At 32.1% G+C, this 19295-nt stretch carries 19 protein-coding genes; 3 read left to right on the plus strand and 16 right to left on the minus strand.

What is annotated here, in order from left to right:
* Positions 1 to 9: 9 nt before the first annotated feature.
* On the minus strand, positions 10 to 1371 hold the full coding sequence (gene ffh / locus CR143_RS05665) for a signal recognition particle protein (RefSeq protein ID WP_099340854.1): 1362 nt from the start codon (positions 1369 to 1371) through the stop codon (positions 10 to 12).
* A gap of 178 nt (positions 1372 to 1549) precedes the next feature.
* Here ffh and dapF point away from each other — a divergent pair, with 178 nt between their 5' ends.
* Positions 1550 to 2374: a diaminopimelate epimerase gene (gene dapF, locus CR143_RS05670; protein ID WP_099340855.1), complete on the plus strand. Its 825-nt coding sequence runs from the start codon at positions 1550 to 1552 to the stop codon at positions 2372 to 2374.
* Positions 2375 to 2380: 6 nt separating this feature from the next.
* The gene (ftsY, locus tag CR143_RS05675) at positions 2381 to 3295 is read left to right on the plus strand and encodes a signal recognition particle-docking protein FtsY (protein WP_099340856.1); all 915 of its coding nucleotides are present in this window, start codon (positions 2381 to 2383) and stop codon (positions 3293 to 3295) included.
* Here ftsY and CR143_RS05680 read toward each other — a convergent pair.
* The 8 genes from CR143_RS05680 to CR143_RS05715 form a co-directional block, all read right to left on the minus strand.
* Positions 3292 to 4104, minus strand: coding sequence for an alpha/beta hydrolase (locus CR143_RS05680; protein ID WP_099340857.1), 813 nt, complete (start codon positions 4102 to 4104; stop codon positions 3292 to 3294). The two genes, ftsY and CR143_RS05680, sit on opposite strands and share 4 nt — an antisense overlap.
* Positions 4104 to 4979 (minus strand): NAD(P)-dependent oxidoreductase, encoded by an 876-nt coding sequence (locus tag CR143_RS05685; protein ID WP_099340858.1) that lies wholly within the window; start codon positions 4977 to 4979, stop codon positions 4104 to 4106. Before CR143_RS05685 ends, CR143_RS05680 begins: the two co-directional genes overlap by 1 nt.
* Positions 4976 to 5881 (minus strand): DMT family transporter, encoded by a 906-nt coding sequence (locus CR143_RS05690; protein ID WP_239923097.1) that lies wholly within the window; start codon positions 5879 to 5881, stop codon positions 4976 to 4978. Before CR143_RS05690 ends, CR143_RS05685 begins: the two co-directional genes overlap by 4 nt.
* An 18-nt stretch (positions 5882 to 5899) precedes the next feature.
* The gene (locus CR143_RS05695; protein ID WP_099340860.1) at positions 5900 to 6091 is read right to left on the minus strand and encodes a hypothetical protein; all 192 of its coding nucleotides are present in this window, start codon (positions 6089 to 6091) and stop codon (positions 5900 to 5902) included.
* Positions 6088 to 7416: an amidase gene (locus CR143_RS05700; protein WP_169696847.1), complete on the minus strand. Its 1329-nt coding sequence runs from the start codon at positions 7414 to 7416 to the stop codon at positions 6088 to 6090. The genes CR143_RS05695 and CR143_RS05700 overlap by 4 nt, the downstream gene beginning before the upstream one ends.
* 16 nt (positions 7417 to 7432) lie before the next feature.
* The gene (locus tag CR143_RS05705; protein WP_099340862.1) at positions 7433 to 8821 is read right to left on the minus strand and encodes a TRAP transporter large permease; all 1389 of its coding nucleotides are present in this window, start codon (positions 8819 to 8821) and stop codon (positions 7433 to 7435) included.
* Between the two features lie 9 nt (positions 8822 to 8830).
* A complete protein-coding gene (locus tag CR143_RS05710) occupies positions 8831 to 9394 on the minus strand; it encodes a TRAP transporter small permease subunit (RefSeq protein ID WP_099340863.1) in 564 nt (187 codons plus the stop codon).
* A 73-nt stretch (positions 9395 to 9467) separates the two neighbouring features.
* Positions 9468 to 10637 (minus strand): TRAP transporter substrate-binding protein, encoded by a 1170-nt coding sequence (locus CR143_RS05715; protein WP_099340864.1) that lies wholly within the window; start codon positions 10635 to 10637, stop codon positions 9468 to 9470.
* A gap of 175 nt (positions 10638 to 10812) precedes the next feature.
* Between CR143_RS05715 and CR143_RS05720 the strand changes: the two genes are divergently transcribed.
* Positions 10813 to 11406, plus strand: coding sequence for a YjbE family putative metal transport protein (locus CR143_RS05720; RefSeq protein ID WP_099340865.1), 594 nt, complete (start codon positions 10813 to 10815; stop codon positions 11404 to 11406).
* Between the two features lie 6 nt (positions 11407 to 11412).
* On the opposite strand, the gene CR143_RS05725 is transcribed toward CR143_RS05720, so the two are convergent.
* The 7 genes from CR143_RS05725 to CR143_RS05755 form a co-directional block, all read right to left on the minus strand.
* Positions 11413 to 12369 carry a 2-hydroxyacid dehydrogenase gene (locus tag CR143_RS05725; protein ID WP_099340866.1) on the minus strand — a complete coding sequence of 319 codons (957 nt, stop codon included), beginning with the start codon at positions 12367 to 12369 and terminating at the stop codon, positions 11413 to 11415.
* A complete protein-coding gene (glcF, locus tag CR143_RS05730) occupies positions 12366 to 13664 on the minus strand; it encodes a glycolate oxidase subunit GlcF (protein ID WP_099340867.1) in 1299 nt (432 codons plus the stop codon). Before glcF ends, CR143_RS05725 begins: the two co-directional genes overlap by 4 nt.
* Positions 13664 to 14878, minus strand: a complete 1215-nt coding sequence (locus tag CR143_RS05735) for an FAD-binding protein (RefSeq protein ID WP_099340868.1) — start codon at positions 14876 to 14878, stop codon at positions 13664 to 13666. Before CR143_RS05735 ends, glcF begins: the two co-directional genes overlap by 1 nt.
* A complete protein-coding gene (locus CR143_RS05740) occupies positions 14878 to 16359 on the minus strand; it encodes an FAD-linked oxidase C-terminal domain-containing protein (RefSeq protein ID WP_099340869.1) in 1482 nt (493 codons plus the stop codon). Before CR143_RS05740 ends, CR143_RS05735 begins: the two co-directional genes overlap by 1 nt.
* 75 nt (positions 16360 to 16434) lie before the next feature.
* A complete protein-coding gene (locus CR143_RS05745) occupies positions 16435 to 17601 on the minus strand; it encodes a pyridoxal phosphate-dependent aminotransferase (RefSeq protein WP_099340870.1) in 1167 nt (388 codons plus the stop codon).
* On the minus strand, positions 17598 to 18752 hold the full coding sequence (locus CR143_RS05750) for an alpha-hydroxy acid oxidase (protein WP_099340871.1): 1155 nt from the start codon (positions 18750 to 18752) through the stop codon (positions 17598 to 17600). Before CR143_RS05750 ends, CR143_RS05745 begins: the two co-directional genes overlap by 4 nt.
* Positions 18753 to 18761: 9 nt before the next feature.
* The gene (locus tag CR143_RS05755; protein ID WP_099340872.1) at positions 18762 to 19262 is read right to left on the minus strand and encodes an acyloxyacyl hydrolase; all 501 of its coding nucleotides are present in this window, start codon (positions 19260 to 19262) and stop codon (positions 18762 to 18764) included.
* Positions 19263 to 19295: the final 33 nt, after the last annotated feature.

Consider the following 19295-nt stretch of genomic DNA (forward strand, 5'->3'; position numbering starts at 1 on the left):
TTTTCCTTTCTATTTTAGATTATTAAATAACTCTGGAGGTATTCCATCTAAACCACCAAAATTTCTTCCGCCACCTTGAGACATTCTTTTCATTATTCCTGTCATCATTTTATGTTGTTTTAGAAGCTTGTTTACAAAAGCGATGTCAGTACCTGAACCATTCGCTATTCTTTTTTTTCTAGATCCATCAATAATCTTAGGATTATCTCTTTCTTTGGGAGTCATTGATAAAATAATTGCTTCTTGCTTACCAATAAGTCCCTCATCAATATTAGCCTCGTCTATTTGTTTTTTTATTTTTGAAATACCAGGGATCATTCCTAAGACTTTCCCCATACCACCAATTTTTTTCATTTGTCTAATCTGTTTTAAATAATCATTAAAAGTAAATTGTCCTTTCTTAAAATTCTCTTCTAACTCTTCAACTTCCTCTTTTTTTAGATTTTCAGATACTTTTTCAACAAGAGATACCACATCTCCCATTCCTAAAATTCTATTTGCAATTCTTTCTGGATGAAATATTTCAAAATCATCTATTTTTTCACCAACCCCTAAAAATTTTATAGGACAATTTGCAACCGACTTCATACTAAGAGCGGCCCCACCTTTTCCATCCCCATCTATTCTTGTTAATATTATTCCAGTCAAATCTACTGTTTTTTTAAATTCACTTGCTATATTTACGGCATCTTGTCCCGTTAGAGAGTCAGCTACTAGAAAAGTCTCAATGGGCTTAATTATATTTTTAAGATTATTTAATTCACTCATCATGACACTATCAATTTGCGTGCGTCCTGCAGTATCAAAGATAATGACATCTGAACCCGATAGAGATGCAGCTGCTAAAGTTCTTTGCGTAATTTCTGTAGGGAGTTGTCCTTCTATAATTGGAATAGTTTGAATATTATTTTGACTGCCAAGTAACTCTAATTGTTTTTGAGCTGCAGGACGATAAACGTCTAAGCTTGATAGCATTACTTTTTTATTAAAATTCTTTTCAATAAATTTTGCAATTTTTGCTGAAGTTGTTGTTTTTCCTGAACCCTGTAAACCTACTACTAATATCTTTGCTGGCGGAACTGTATTGAGATTAATTTCTGATTTTTCACTACCTAAAATTTTAACGAGTTCATCATATACAATTTTAACAAGCAATTGTCCTGGGGTTATAGATTTAAGAACTTCCTGCCCAATAGCTTTAGGCTTAACATTTGCAATAAATTCTTTAGCAACAGAAAGAGCTACATCGGACTCAAGAAGAGCCTGACGAATTTTTCTTAACCCTTCATCAACTTGTTTTTCATCTAATTGAGTGCTTTTACTAAAAAAAGAAAAAGCAGACTCAATTTTACTTGTTAAATTTTCAAACATTTTTTTTCTCCAGCAGCAATCGCACTAGTGGGCGAATATCGCTGACTAGTGTTGATCTCCTTCATTAGAAGGACACCACAAAACCTGCTTATTTTTGTGGAAAATTTTATTAAAAGTATATTTTACTATTTTAAAAGTCAATAATTGAGAATATTTGTAAGATACAACAGCGAAACAGATGATCGAAATACAAGCTTATAAAATGGATGGCCTCGGCAATGACTTTATCATCATTGATAGAAGAAAAGAAAAAATTGATATCTCAAAACAACAAATCATAAATATTGCAAATAGAAAACAAGGCCCAGGTTGTGATCAAGTTATTCTTATAGATAAAGATAAAGAAAAAAAAACAAACGCTAAAATAACTTTTTATAATTCTGACGGTGGGGAAACAGGGGCATGCGGAAATGGCTCTAGATGTATTTCTTACTTCTTAATGAATGAAAAAAAATTAAATAAATCAAAAATTAACACTGAAAGCGGAATTTTAAATGCAAAACTTACGGGAAAAACTGAAGTATCTGTTGATATGGGAATGCCCAATTTTGATTGGAAAAAAATTCCTTTAGCAAAAAAAATGAATCACGCAAAAGTTATGATTAAAACTAAAACTTTTGGAATTTTATCAGGATATACATTGAGTATTGGGAATCCCCATATTATTTTTTTTAAAAATATAACATTTGAACTGCTAAAAAAAATTGGTCCGCAGATTGAACATCATGAATTTTTTCCACAAAGATGTAATGTCACTTTTGCTGAGGTTATGAATAAAAAAAATATAGCAGTAAAAGTTTGGGAAAGGGGTGCAGGATTAACTTTAGCTTGCGGTACTGCTGCTTGCGCTACGGCAGTAGCTGCAAATAAATTAGGACTTACTGGAAAAAAAGTTAATATTCATTTTAAAAATGGAACTCTTCAAATTGAATGGGCTAAAAATAAACATATTATAATGACCGGATCTGTTTCAAATATTAATAACATAAGCCTTAAAATATAATTCTTAATGAATTTTTTTAAAAAGCTTAAAGAAAGTCTAAAAAAAACTTCAGAAAAATTTACAAAGGGAATTGATGAAGTTTTTAATAAATCTAAACCGCAAGCAGAAATTCTTCAGGATATTGAAGATATTCTCATTCAAGCAGATGTTGGGATTAATTTTGTAGAAGAGTTTAGAAAAAATATAGCTAATAAAAAATATAGCAAAGAAGAATTAACAAAAGAAAATTTCTTTCAAGCAATCGCACAAGAAATAGAGGAGATTTTAATACCTTTACAAAAAGATTTTTTTTCAACAAAGCATAATAAGCCAACCGTCGTATTAATTTGCGGTGTGAATGGAGTTGGAAAAACAACCACTATTGGAAAATTATGTAAAAAACTCAAAGATCAAGGTAATAAAATTATCGTAGGAGCTGCTGATACTTTTAGGGCTGCGGCCATCGATCAATTAGAACTTTGGTGCCAAAAGATTAGTGTTGAAATAGTAAAGTCAGATATTGGCTCCGATCCAGCCTCTGTTGCATTTAAAAGTTTTGAATATGCAAAAAAAAATAATGCTGATTATTGTGTGATTGATACAGCGGGGCGACTACAAAATAAAAAAAATTTAATGGAAGAGTTCTCTAAAATTATTAGAGTTTTAAAAAAAATTGATAATGATGCACCTCATGAGACTATTTTAGTTCTTGATGCAACAACCGGACAAAATGCGATTAATCAAATTGAAGAATTTAAAAAAATTACTCCAATCACTGGAATTATTATGACTAAATTAGATGGGACAGCAAAAGGAGGAATTCTCGTTGCTATTGCAAAACAATTTAAAATCCCAATTTATGCAATCGGAATAGGTGAGAAAGAGGAAGACTTAGATAACTTTATTGCAAAAGACTTTGTGCAAGCTTTTATTAAAAATTAATTTAAAGTTTTTATAAACTTATCTAGTTCAGTTTTTAATTCAAAATTATAAGTCATCATGTGACGATCAAATTTAGGAAAATATCCATATTTTTTTGATTGAATTTCATCAAATAATTTTTTTCCCATGGCAATAGGTATTATTCTATCAGCCCCTCCATGCATAACTAGGACAGGCGAGGTAATGTTTTTAATTTTTTTTAAACTTAAGTATTTATCTTTTAATATAAAATCCACTGGTAAATAAGGATAATAAATCTTAGCTGCATCAACGATGGAGGTATAGGGAGACTCTAAAATTATTCCTGCAAATTTTTGATTTTGCGCAACCTCAATAGCAACACCAGTTCCTAAGGACTCTCCGTACAAAATTATTTTATTCTTTAAAATATTATTCTTCTCCAACCAGTCTATTGCACTTCGTGCATCACTATACAATCCTTGTTCTGTTGGACTGCCCCTATTACCGCTAAATCCTCTCCAAGAAATAATTAAATAATTTAAATTTAAATTTTTTAACTCGTTTAATTTATAAATCCTATTTCCTAATTCGCCAGCATTTCCATGAAAAAATAATACCGTATATGTATTTTTAGGATTTTTATAAAACCATGATTTTAAAATTATACCCTCTGTAGATGGTACAAATACTTCTTTGACCTCTGGATTTAATTTTTCTCCACGTAAATAATTATTTTGATAGGGATGATATAAAAAATTTCTTTGAAAAATGTACATATACGTACAAACAGAAATATAAAGAATACTAAAAGATAAAAAGACGTATAAGAAAATTCGTCTTAATTTCATTATCTTCTTAAAGCTTTTATAAATAAATACAAAGCACTATGATCCAAATTTGCTCTTCCAGATTTTACAGTCTTTGCATAGAGTTCTTGGACTTTTTTAGCAATTGGTAAATTTAATTTATATTTTTTTGCAGTACTAATGATGTTGTTCATATCCTTAAGCTGGGTTGATGCTTTTCCGCCTGGTTTAAAGTTTTTGGTTAATATTCTTAAACCATGATTTTTAAGAATTGGACCGCCTGCAAATCCTTGTAACATAATTTCTCTCACAGCTTTTGGATCTGCTCCTGCTGCCTCTGCTAAAATTAATGCTTCTGAAACAGCTCCGATACTAATTCCTACAATTGTTTGATTTGCTAATTTTGCAACTTGGCCACATCCAGTTTTACCAACATAAATTGCAGTACCCATACTTTTAAATAATGGCATCACGACATTAAATATTTTTTTATCTCCTCCTACCATAATAGCTAAATTTCCTTTTTCAGCGCCTATAGTGCCTCCAGAAACAGGGGCATCTAAAAAAAATACTTTCTTTTTTTTTAAAGCATTACCAATTTGTAAAGCTGTGGTTTGAGTTGTTGAACTCATATCAATTACAATCTGTCCTTTTTTTAAGTAGGGTTGAATCTTTTTTATAAGAACTGTTTTACAAACATCATCATTTGCTAGCATTGAAACTATAACTTTAGAATTTTGAACTAAATCTTTTATATCAGAAAAAACTTTTGCTCCTTTTTTTTTTAACTCTAAAGTTTTTCCGGAAGTTCGATTCCAAACATTTAATTTAAATTTTTTTGCTAAAATATTTTTGGCCATAGGCAGACCCATTAAGCCAGTGCCAATAAATCCTACAGTTTTGATTGAATGGGTCATCGAAGTTTAAATAAATTTTTATTTGCTAAAAATATTCCTATAAAAACAAAAAATCCACCAAACCAGTGAAAATTATATAATTTTTCATTAAATAAAAAATAACCATAAAGTGCACTATAAATTGGCATCATATAAACTGTAAGGCCAGTGAGGCTAGCGCCTAGATATTTTTGTAATTTTGCATACATTTGGAATGCAATAATTCCTGGAAAAACAGCAGCAACTATTACCCAAAAATAGAAATCTTTATTAAACTCAGTTGTATAAAAATATTTTTCCTCAATATAATACATTGGGGCAAGAAAAATAGTTCCTGCTAAGGCCATCAATGTAAATTTAGTAAATAAATCAAACTTACTTTTCCAATGCATTAAATACACAGAATATACAGCCCAGCTTATCATTGCCCCTAAAATCCACAAATCACCCTTAGTAAATGATAAATTAATTAAATTTCTAAATTGACCATTACAAACAATTATAAGAACTCCAAGTAAGCAACATAAAGTTCCAAATAATTGAAGTTTGGTAATTTTTTCGCGATAAAATATTACTGAAATTAGAATTATAAATATGGGTGATGCCGAATAAATGATACCCATATTAATTACAGTTGTCGTAAGTCCACTTATATAAGGAAATGCACCGCAGAAAGTAAATCCTGTAAGACCTAGTATTAAAAGCTTTGGCGCCTCAGATATTAAATCTTTAAAATTTTTTCTAATTGATGGAAAAACAAATGGAAGGAAAATTAAAAACGCAAGTAACCACCTCCAAAAAGCAAGGGATACTGGAGGAATAAAACCTGATGCACCTCTTGCAATAGCTAAATTGCTAGTCATAAAAATTGGTTGAGCAAATAATAAAAAGAAAGCAAAAATCGAAACTTCTTTTTTTTTCAAAGATATTTAAAGAAAAATTTATTTTTTTATTTTTTTGATATGATCATAAGCATCATATAAAAAAAAACCTAAACTTAAAATTAGAACTAACCAAACTGGAACTGATGCTGAAAAAGTAATAATGGGTGACTTAGTTATGCTCGTTGCTATTTGATAAAAAAACCAAGAAACAGAAACTATACCGATAATGATACTTAAAGTTCTAATCATTTTTTTTTATTTTTTTTCAAAAGCCAATTAGCAGTTTGTAATAATCTAACATCATCTAGTTTCTCACCAACTAACTGAACTCCTAATGGTAATTTACCAGAACCCTCAATTAATGGCAATGTAATTGCTGGCATTCCTAAATAAGTCCATGTTGTGCAAAACTCTGGGCTACCGGTATACGAAAGTCCCTTTGGTGCATAACCTGTGGTTGCGGGAGTAATGATCGCGTGATAGTGATGAAAGGCTTCTTTAAAAGTATCATAAATAATTGCTATTTGATCAACGGCCTCTGCATAATCCTTTGCTTTATAAGAAAGACCTCTTTCAATAGCTTCGATCATTTTTTTTCCTATTTTTTTTTTATGCTTTTCATAAGTAGATAAAAAATTATAAGCCATGTCTGTTTCATGAATTATTTTATGATAATCAAAAATCTTTTCAAAGTAACTAGGATTTGAATAAACTGTTACTTGTTTATCAATTTTTTTTAAAAACTTTTCGAAATCTTTTTTTGCATCTTCGTCTAAATTTTTCCATTTAGAAGTTGCAATAAAAATCAATTGTGGCTCAAAAAAAGGCTTTGCTTGAACTCGGTTTAAAAAATCTTCTGTTGGATAAGAGATGGTAGATTTATCCTGAAGGTCTTTTTTGATAATCACTGATGAACAAAGTGCAACATCCTCAACATTTCTTGCAATCACACCCACTTGATCTAGAAGAAAAGATTGTGCTAGGGCCCCATCTCTTGAAACTAAACCATAAGTCGGTTTATAACCTACAACACCACAGTAAGAAGCAGGACGTATGGTTGAGCCGTTAGTTTGTGAGCCTATTGCAATTGGGGCCATAAAAGAGGCAACAGCTGCTGCTGAACCACTAGAAGAACCCCCTGGAGTTCTTGAATAGTCATGAGGATTAGTAGTTTTTCCAGGATCAAAATATGCAAGTTCAGTGGTTACGGTTTTACCCATAATAATTGCTCCCGCAGACCTTAAAATGCTTACAACTTTTGCATCATCCCTTGATTGATAATTTTCTCTAATAGGTGTGCCATACTGTGTTGGCATATCTTCGGTTTTAAAAATATCTTTTATAGCTACGGGAAGTCCATGCAGAGGTCCTAGGGGTTTTCCTGAAAGGCGCCATTCATCTTTTTCTTGAGCCTTTTCTAAAAAGAATTTTTTATCAAAGAAAGCCCAAGCTTTTATTTTGTTTTCAAATTTTTCAATTCTATCAATAAAACTTTTAGCAACTTCAACAGATGAAATTTCACCTTTTTTTGTTTTTTCAATTATTTCCAAAGCGGAAAGAAAACATAAATCCATAATTTAATTTGAAAGATTATCTTTTGGTCTCAGCACCAAATAATACATCTGGAAGCCAAGTGGCAAGGCCCTCAAAATTATAAAGCAAAACCATCGACAACATGACAACAAAAAGAAACGGTATCATTCCAATAAATATTTCAGATAATAAAACATTTTTAGATTGAACACCTTTTAAATAATAGGCGGACATGGCCATGGGTGGTGTTAAGAAAGACATTTGTAAATTTAATCCAACAAGAATTGCAAAGAAATAAGGATCAATCCCATATAATTTTAATAGAGGTAAAAATATTGGAACAAAGATAATTAATATCTCAGTCCATTCTAAAGGAAATCCAAGTAAAAAAATTATAATTTGAGTTAAAATTAAAAACTGCCATGGCTCTAAACCAAGACCTGCAAAAAACTCTTCAAAAACTTTGTGTCCCCCTAAATATGAAAACACTGAAGCAAAAGTCCAAGAACCAACAAATAACCACATAATCATCGCAGAAGAACGTGTTGTTAAATAAACTGACTCTTTAAGATTTTTCCAATTCATATTTTTATAATAGAATGCAAGTAGGATTGCCCCGATTGCTCCAGCAGCGGCAGCTTCTGCGGGCGTTGCAAGACCTAAAAGAATTACTCCAAGAACTAATAAAATTAAAATAAGTAAAGGAATGAAATCTTTGATTAAATTTCTATAAATTACTAATTTTGGAGGAAGTTCTGAAAGTTTAGGTTTTGGAGCAAGATGCGGATAAAAAATTCCAACCCCGATACAATAAACACAATAAAGTCCTGCTAATATCATTCCTGGAATAAAAGCAGCTGCAAACAATCTAATTGGCGATAAAGAAGCCATGGCCGCATAAACGATAAACATGATGCTTGGTGGAATCAAAATACCCAGAGTTCCTCCAGCACATATAACTCCTGATGCAAATTTTTTATTATAACCTGCGCGTATCATTGCGGGCCAAGCTAAAAGTCCCATCAAAGTTACGACTGCGCCAACGATTCCTGTCGCTGTAGAAAAAAGGGCACAAGTTATTAATGCTGCAACAGCCATGGAGGCTGGAAGTTTTGCAGTTGCCATTCTAATGGACTCGAACAGTCTTGTAATAATTCCAGATCTTTCAACTACATATCCCATGAAAAGAAAAAGAGGTACTGCGATCAAAACGTGGTTTTCCATCACGGAGTGGGTATTTTTAACAACTAAGTCAAAAATTCTGTTTGCAAAAATTCCAGCCTCAGCAACTTTTGAAGGATCAAGATAGGCATAATATCCAAAAAAAATTCCAAGTGCTAAAAGAGTAAATGCAATAGGAAATCCTAAAAGGACAATAAAAATAAAACTGAACATCATTACTAATGCAACTTGTGGATTAGTCAGTCCTAAAAGTGTCTGTTCCATTTTATATTTCTATGCTTTTTTTTTCTTTATTAAAACTTTCTCTAACTCTTCTTCTTCAACATTTCTAACCGGCCACTGACCTTCCTTTAGAGCTATAATGCATCTAAAAACCTCAGCCACACCCTGTAAAACTAAAAGTATTCCTGCTAGCGGTATTAAAGTTTTGAATGCATAAACTTGTATTTGCGCTGGACTATTCCAGCTAGTTTCTTTTAAAATCCATGCTTTGGCAGCATAATTATAACCAGTATAAGTGAAGGCGATACAAGCTGGAAAAAAAAATAAAAAATATAATATTAAATCTGAACTCGCCTGAAATTTCACTGAAGTTTTTCTATATAACATATCCGCTCTAACGTGTGATTGAACTGAAAGAGCATAAGCGCCTGCCATCATAAAAGCTGCACCATACATTTGGATTGAAAGATCAAAAGCCCATAAAGTCGGCATGTTAAAAAAATATCTTGCGAAAATCTCATAACCAACAGCGATAGTTAAAGCAAAAGTGCACCAGCCAAATGCCTTTCCAATCCAAGTGCTTAATTCATCAACTGCTAAAATATAAGATCTCAATTAATCCCCCTTAATTAGCTTAAAACAAAAAGGGGTACTTTCATACCCCTTTTTGAATTCAATCTAATTTTTATTAAACTACTACTTTAGATGGATCTCCAAAGTATTGTCTATAAGCAATTGTATAATCTGGTTGGTTCATGAATAAATATTTCATGACAGATTTTGCATATGCTTTTTGAGATTCAACGATTCTCTTAAATAAAGGATCTTTTGCTGAAAAGTCAGCAACTACTTTATCCCAAGACTTCATCTGTTCAGCCAAGATATCTTTTGGCGTTGGAAAAGGTTTAACGCCTGACTCTTTAACAAGTTTGTTAAGATCGTCAGAATATCTCTTAAGAGCGTACCAGTAGTTATCGCTATTCGCTGCTTCTGCTGCTATTCTTAAGATCGACTGATGTTGTTTAGATAAGCTATTAAATTTTTTAGTATTAAAAGTTATCTCAAACATTTCTTGTGATTGATGGAAACTTCCTAATGAGTAGAATTTAGAAACATCCTGCATTCCGAAGTTTTTATCAGATGAAGGGTTGTTAAATTCTGCTGCATCAATAAGACCTGTTTTCATTGCAGGTTGAATTTCTCCACCTGGTAATTGAAGAACAGTCATTCCCATGCCTTGAAGAACGTTAGTCGCTAAACCAACAGTTCGGTATTTCATACCTTTAACGTCGGCTACAGACTTAAGTTCTTTTTTAAACCAACCAAAAGGTTGAGCTGGCATCGGCATTGCAAAGAAACCTACGTAATCTAATTTCGTAGCTTTTAATGTTTCTTCATACAAAGCTCTTCCTCCGCCGTACTCAATCCATCCCATTAATTCTTGGGATGAGAAACCATAAGAAGGTCCTGTTCCAAACAATGAAGAGGCAGGGTTTTTTCCATACCAATAAGCTGTAACAGTGTGACCAGCATCAACAACACCTGTGCTAACACCATCAGCTATCTCAGCAGTTTTTAATACAGCATTGACTGGTAGAACTTCTACTTTCAATGATCCACCGGACATTGCTTCAACTTTTCTAGCATATTGCTTATTCATTTCAAAAAATGGATCTGCATCAGATGGTCCCCATGCAGATTGCATTTTTAAAGTCACTGCACTTTGCGCAACTGAAATATTTGGCATAGCAAGTGACGCAGCGGCAACAGCACCTGTGGCTGCAGCGGCTTTAAAAAACTTACGTCTTGAAGTTTTTTTAGACTCCAATGACGTAACTTTGTCTTTTAGTTTTGTCATTTATTTTCCCTTATTTAGTTAATTAACTAGAGCAGATATAATCAAAAAAATTAAAAAGAGTCTCTTATTAAAATACCTAAATATACGCTTAAATTAATCAGTAAATCAACTTTAGATTGTATTAATTTTTATCTGTCTTTAAATAAATTTAATAACTATTAAACCCTTAATTTTCATGAATAACGAACTTATCATTTTAGTTAAGATAATTTTAATCGACCTTGTTCTTTCTGCTGACAACGCAATTATTATTGGAATGGCAGCTTCTCAATTTGATAATCAAATCAGAAAAAAGGTTTTAATTTACGGCACAATTGCTGCGGTTGTTTTTAGAATTATATTTGCTGGACTAACGGCCTTTTTATTAAAATTTCACGGTATCAAAACTGCAGGAGCACTCATGCTATTTTGGGTAGTTTACAAATTGTATGTCGATATTCTTCAAGAAAAAAAAAATAATGAAAATGTACATAAATTTAATATTCAAGAAAGTGAAAAGAGTAAATTAGGAAAAGCGATTTTTACAATTCTACTTGCAGATTTTTCATTAAGTTTGGACAACGTCATAGCTGTAGCAGGAGCTGCTGGGGATCATTATACATTATTAGTATTTGGTTTAATATTATCGATTGTATTAATGATAACATTAGCAAATTTTATTTCACTTTATATTAAAAAATATAAGTGGATTGGTTGGCTTGGTTTGTTATCTATTCTATGGGTTGCTTTTGACTTGCTCTATCAAGATTATAAATATTTCTTTTTATAAAAAATCTTAATTCACTTGATCTTTTGGTTTTTTCCCTTGAAAAAAATTCTCTAAATTATCAATGGCTCTATTACCCATATCAATTCTAGTTCTAATAGTCGCACTTCCTAAATGAGGAAGTAAAAAAAGATTATTTAATTTTAAATATTCAGGATTAATTTTAGGTTCACCATTATAAACATCGAGACCTAAGGCAAAAACTTTTCCACTCTTCATTGCCTTAATCATTGCAGTATCATCAATGATATCTCCTCTCGCTGCATTTGTAACCACAGCTCCGTCAGGCAAATAATTAATTGATTGTTCATTAACTAAATTTGTCGTTTCTTTAGTTGCTGGACAATTAATTGATAAAAATTCACTGTTATTAAATAATGACTTAATATTATCATGATAAATTGCTCCCTCTTCTAAGTGAGCGGCTAATTTTGTTCTGTTATGATAATGAATTTCCATGCCAAAACCTCGTGCACGTTTTGCAACTGCTCTACCAATTCTTCCCATACCAAGAATCCCTAATTTTCTATTAGACATTTGTTTTCCAAGTAAAAAATCTGTTTTCCATGACCAACTTTGTTCTTCAGCAAATTTTCTTCCCTCATAAGCTCTTCTTGATGCTCCTAATAAAAGTAAAATCGAAATATCAGCTGTTGCCTCTGTTAAAACTTCTGGAGTGTTCGTTACAACTATTCCTTTTTTTGCTGCAGCATCAATATCAATATTTCCAAAACCAACGGCATAGTTTGCGATAATTTTTACTTTATTTGAAAGTTTATCAATTGCAGATGCATCTATTTTATTTGTCCCAAAACATAAAATACCATCACAGTCTTTTGATAACTCAACAATATCTTCAGTCGTGTAAGGTTTTTCTTCTTTATTCAACTTCACATCAAATAATTTTTTAACACGCTCTTCGGTTTCTTTTAATAAATTTTTTGTAACTAAAACTTTTTTTTTCATAATAAATTTATTGCCACAGGTTTGCTTCCTCCTGTGTACCAATTTAAAATTTCTATAGTATGTACAATGGGTATTTTTGTTCCTGATGAAATTTGAGTCATACATCCAATATTTCCAGTTGAAATAAAGTCAGGTTTTACTTTATCAATATTTGAAACTTTTCTTTTTAATAGCTCTGAGGCCATTTCATCTTGTAGCAAATTATAGGTCCCAGCTGAACCACAACATAAATGACCATCGGGTATCTCAACTATTTCATTACCAGTTTTTTTTAATAAATCCATTGGCTGTTTATGAATTCTTTGTCCATGCTGCATCGAACAGGCTGAATGGTAAGCAATTTTAAATTTTTTTTCCTGATTAATATAATTCAATTTAATATTTTTTCCTAAATATTCGGTCACATCCTTTGCAAGCGATGAAACTATTTTTGCTTTTTTTCTAAGTTCTTTATCTGGGTGATCTCTAAAAATATAACCGTAATCTTTTAATGTAGTTCCACAGCCTGAAGTGGTTACTAAAATTGCATCAAGACTCTTTTCTTCATACCATTTAAACCATGAATTAATATTATTTATAAAAGATTTATGAGCTAAATTTTCTTTGCCTAAATGATGGTTTAGTGAGCCACAACAATCAACCTGTTTTGGCACAATCACCTCAACTCCATGCCTATTCAATATCTCAATTGTTGCATCGTTAATTTGTGGAGAAATAACTCTTTGTACACAGCCTGTAAGCAGGGCAATTCTTGCGTAAGTTTTTCCAACTGGTGAGTATATTTCCTTATTTTCCTGTTTAGATTTTGGAAAAGAATTTGGCATATATTTCAACATATTTTTAATTTTTTTTGGGAATAAAAATCTAAAAGGATAAAATAATCTAGCCGAGTAACCAGCCATTCTAAATAAAGTTGGGCTTGGTAAAATTTTGGAAAGCAAACTTCTAATAAATCTATCGAAAAAAGGTCTAACAAAAGTTTTTTCTATATGATTTCGCGCATGATCTACGAGATGCATATAATTAACACCTGAAGGACAAGTGGTCATACAAGAGTAACATGATAAACATCGATCAATATGCTTTGCTATTTTTTCATTGGCTGGCTTATCATTCTCCAGCATATCTTTAATTAAGTAAATTCGGCCACGCGGACCATCAAGCTCATCTCCTACAATTTGATAGGTTGGACAAGTTGCATTACAAAATCCACAATGCACACATTTTCTTAAAATTCCATCTGCAGAGGTAATATTGCTATCTTGAAGTTGTTTTTTTGTAAAATTTGTTTGCATTATATTCCTGAATACATTTTTCCTGGATTTAAAATCTTTTTTGGATCAAAACTCTCTTTAATCTTTAAAGACAAAACTTTAATATTCTCATCGACAGTTGTCAAAAAATCTTCTTTTATACGCATATGATTAGGTGCCTTAATAATTGTCATGTGCCCGGCTAGTTTCGTAACTTCTGTTCTTAGTTGTCTCAGTAGTACGCTATCATTTTCTGGTATTTCAGCCCAAATTAAATTACCCGCCCAATCTATTACATATTTTAACTCTTCATTCTCAAATTTATTTATAAACTGATCTGTATTTACTGGTGGCAAAATTATTTTTGCAACTATATTTTTACTATTATTAAAAAATTGCAGATCTGTTGTATTTTTCCAAAAAATTCTTGATTGATAGTTTTCAAGAACTGAGATTGTTTTTTTATATTCATCAAATAATTTTTTTAAAGTATTAATTCTTTCAACCACTGAAATTTTTGGTCCTTCAAGACGTATGGCTGTAATGGAGGTTGTTGTGTCTAGATCGTTTAATTTAAAAAATTTTGACATTTTTGCTGGATAAAAACATGCGCCAGAAATTTCAACAGAAGTTTGCATTGATTTTGAAAAAATATTTAAAGCTTTTTTTAAATTAATATTATTAACCAATAAAGTTTGGCTTTCTTCATTTTTTGGCTGAACTTTCAGTACAATCTCAGTCAAAGCAACTAAAGTTCCATACGATCCAGTTATAAGTTTACTCACATCATAACCTGTTACATTTTTAACAACGGTCCCTCCTGATTTTACAATTTCACCTTTGCCATTTATTCCTCTAAATCCTAAAATATGATCTCTTAAAGCGCCCGCTCTAAATCTACGTGATCCTGATAAATTACAAGCAACAGCCCCGCCAACAGATCCTTTGTTACTTTGCCCGGTATATAAAAAACCCATATCAGGTGGTTCAAAGGATAATTCTTGATTTTTTTTATCTAACTCAATTTCAACCAAGGCAAGGGGCGTGCCTGCTTTTACTTTAATGTACAGCTCTTCTGGAAAATATTCGATAATTCCACTTAAATTTTTTAAATGCAAAGATTTAGAACACTGAATTAGTCTGCCTATTGATTTCGAATTATGTCCTGTAATTTCAATAGGAACTTCTTCAGAATTACAATTTTTAATAAAATCGGCAACCTCATGTTCGCTTGATAGCGAATAAATTTCAGGCATTAAAATCTTGGGATATCTTTAAACTTTGTATCTCCTTTATGAACATGCATTTTACCACCCTCTGCACAACGGTGAAGAATTGGATATACCTTACCTGGATTCAAAAGAGATTTTTCATCAAATGCTTGTTTAATATTTAGTTGCTGCTGAATATCTTCATCGTTAAACATTTCACACATTAAATCTCTTTTCTCGATTCCAACACCATGCTCTCCAGTTAATACGCCCCCTACTTTTACACAATATTTTAAAATATCTGCGCCAAATTTCTCAGCTCTCTTCAGTTCACTTTTAACATTTGAGTCAAACATGATCAAAGGATGTAAATTTCCATCCCCTGCATGAAAACAATTTGCAACTCTTAAGCCATGTTTTTGTGAAAGCTTAGTAATTTCTTTCAGGACTTCGGCTAATTTTTTTCTAGGAATTGTTCCATCCATGCATAAATAATCAGGCGACATATCACCAATTGCAGGGAATGCTGCTTTTCGTCCAAGCCAGAACCTTAATCTTTCTTCATCATTTTTGCTTATACGCAAATATGTGGATTTATTTTTCTTAGCAATTTCTTCTACTCTTTTTATTAAAATATTTACTTCACTTTCAGTTCCATCTAACTCAACAATTAAAATTGCTTCTACGTCTTTCGGATAACCAGCCTTGGCATAATTGTCTGTGGCTTTTATTAAAGGCTTGTCCATTATTTCCATTCCTGCAGGGATAATCCCTCCTGAAATTATATCTGAAACACATTGACCAGAATCTTCTACGCTTTGAAAACCTAAAAGCAGAGCTTTGACTGACTGCGGTTTTTTTAAAATTTTAACTGTCACTTCTGTTAAAACTCCAAGTAACCCCTCTGACCCAGTGATTAAACCTAACAGATCATAGCCTTCAGATTCTAATTTTTTTCCACCAAATCTCATAATCGTTCCATCCATCAGAACAATTTCAACGCCAAGAACGTTATTAGTTGTGGTTCCATATTTTAATGAATGAACTCCTCCAGAATTCTCCGCAATATTTCCTCCAATTGAACAGGCGATTTGACTTGAAGGATCTGGCGCATAATAAAAACCATTATGCTCCACAGCTTTTGTTAGAGATAAATTGGTAACCCCAGGCTGAGTAACAACACACCTATTTTCAAAATCAATTTCTAAAATTTTATTGAATTTACTAAGACCTAACAAAACGCAATCTGCTAAAGGCAATGCTCCACCAGAAAGACCTGTGCCGGATCCTCTTGGAACAACCTTAATATTATTTTTATGACAATATTTTAAAATATCACTAACTTCTGCTGTGTTTTCAGGAAGAACAACGGCCATTGGTTTTTGTTTATAAGCGCTTAATGCATCTGTCTCATAGGGAGTTATTCCCTCTGGATCTGAAATAATATTAATTGAATTTGTAAATTTTTTTAAATCACGAACAATACTTTCTTTATCATTTAAAACTGATTGATCGATTTTAGGCATTGTTAGGGTGGACATGCTTCAAACTTATATTATTTTTGTTGATATATATAGGTATTTACGAATTAAAAAAAAACTTTATTTGACAACAGTTTTTTTAATTTTTTCTAAAGCTTTTTCAATATTTTCATATGAATTAGCAAAACTAAATCTAACAAAATCTTTAGCAGATTTACCAAAGCTGACACCTGGGATAATTGCAACACCCGCTTCATTTAAACATTTATCCGCAAACTCATTACCATTCATTCCTGTCCCACTAATATTGGGAAATACATAAAAAGCTCCGCCGGGATTATTACAAGTAATGCCTTTAATACTATTCAACCCATCCACAATTAATTTTCTTCTTCTATTAAACTGACTCATCATTTCATCTAAAAATTCATGGGGTCCATCTAATGCGGCAAGACCTGCAATTTGAGTTGAGGCACAAGGGCATGAGTGATCGTTTACACATAATCTAGTAATATCTTCAATTATTTTTTCTGGCCATACACTCCAGCCTAAACGCCAACCCGTCATTGCGTACGTTTTACTCCACCCATCTAAAACAATTAAGCGGTCAAAAAGTTCTGGATAATTAAAAAAAGAAGGCATTTTTTTATTATCATAAATTTGTCTGCTATAAATTTCATCGCTTAAAATTGCAACGTCTGTAAATTTCTTTAAACCAACAACAAGTTTATCAATTTGCTCTCTTTCAATAAGACCGCCTGTAGGGTTTTGTGGATTATTAATAATAATTAAACGTGTCTTATCATTTATTAATTTTAAAACTTCTTCGGCTTTAAAAGAAAAATTATTTTTCTCATTTAGATACATTGGTACTGCTTTTGCACCTGAATAATTAATCATTGATTCATAGATTGGAAATCCAGGTTCTGGATAAATAATTTCTGTGCCTGGTTGACCAAACATTAGCATTGCAAAAAACATTGTGGGTTTTCCTCCTGGCATAATGACTACCCTTGCTGCATCAACGTTTGCGCCATACATTTTTTTTATATGACGGGATACCCCTTGTCTTAGTTCTAGAAGACCATTAGCTGGGGTATAGCCATGAAAACCATCGTCTAAGGCTTTTTTTGCAGCATCAACAATATGTTTTGGAGTTCTAAAGTCAGGCTGACCTATCCCTAGATTAATTATTTCTTTCCCTTGAGCTTCTAAAGCCTTAGCCTTTGCAAGAACAACAAAGGCATTTTCAGTGCCTAGTTTAAAAAGACTATTTGCTAGTTTCATTTTTTTCTGAAAATTACTTTATCTCTGGTAATTTCTTTTACGCTTCTGCAACCCATTAGAGTCATTCCTCTTTTAATTTCAGCATGCATAATTTTAAGTATTGCTTCGACACCAGCCTGGCCTCCGGCTGATAACGCATATAGATAACCCTTACCGAATGAACATGCTTTTGCCCCAAGAGCTAAAGCTTTTAAAACGTGAGTACCTCTTCTAACTCCACCATCTAAAATTACATCCACTTTATCGCCCACAGCATCAACGATATCTGCCAGAACATCAAATGGTGACATCGAAGCATCTAGCTGTCTTCCGCCATGATTTGAAATCATAATTGCAGTGGCACCTATATCTACTGCTTTTTTTGCATCCTCAACTGAGACAATTCCTTTAATAGCAAAAGCTCCTTTCCATTTTTTTGCAACATATTCTGCATCTTTCCAATTCATCGTTGGATCAAATTGGCTGTTAATATAATTAATCACTGATGTTTCTATGGATTGCCCATCTTTTTCAGTATGTGGAAGATTGGGTAACTTAAATCTTTCACGCATTAAATAATTTAAAGTCCATTCAGGATGTAATGCAAAACTTATCAAACTTGCTAAAGTTAATTTTGGTGGTGTTGTAAAACCAGTTCTATGATCACGCTCTCTATTTCCTGCAACAATTGTATCCACCGTTAGACATAGTGCTTTAAAATTAGCTCGTTGACATCGCTCTACTAAATTATCAGTAAGACCTCTATCTTTATGAATATAAAGTTGAAATAATTTTGGACCGCTAGTTAAATTACCTACTTCTTCAATGCTAGTGGTTGCAATGGTCGACATTCCAAAAAATGTACCAAATTTCTCTGCGGCTCTTGAAGTCGCCTTCTCTCCATCATGATGATATAATCTGTGCATTGCCGTTGGCGCAAGAAACAGTGGCATGTCTATTTTTTGTCCAAAAACAGTAGTGGACATATCAACTGAACTTACATCCCTCAAAACGCTTGGAACTAAGTCACAATCATTAAATGCAGAAGTATTTCTTTTTAGAGTAACCTCATCATCAGCGCCGCCATCAATGTAATTAAAGATTGGCGAGGGGAGTCTTTTTTTTGCTAACTTTCTAAAATCATCAACATTAAAACATCTAGCTAATGACATTATAAATTTTTAGAAATTTTTTTGAAAACCGATACTGTAATTATTTGCGCCTGGGTTTTTATTTCCTAAACTAGCATTTGAAATATGACTATAAGAAATTCCGATATTAGCTGTTGGACTTAGGTTTAAAGCAGCTCTAACTTGAGATTTAAATTCAATTGCATGTCCTAAATCTTTTCCATCACCTTTTCCATAAACTCCAGGAGTAAAGCTTGGGCTAATCAAAATAGAGTTATTTGCTAGTTTATAATCTATACGAACGCCAGCATATCCGTACTTTGCTTTATCTTCAGTTAATAAAAATCCAATCACAGGCTTAAAGTCGCCAATTGGAGAGCCAAATAATTTTCTATCTGAATCATAATCTAACTGAAACATTGCAGCCTTTTTTTTATCATCACTATGATCAAAATTTCCAATGGAGTAAGTAAAACCTTCCGATCGAGCAGTCGAAATAGAAATTAACAATAAAGTAACTATTGATAAGAATTTAATAAATTTTGAATACATTTTATGAGCCTTTATTTAATAAAATTAGTGGAA

It is taken from the genome of Candidatus Fonsibacter ubiquis, assembly GCF_002688585.1.
Lineage (GTDB): Bacteria > Pseudomonadota > Alphaproteobacteria > Pelagibacterales > Pelagibacteraceae > Fontibacterium > Fontibacterium commune.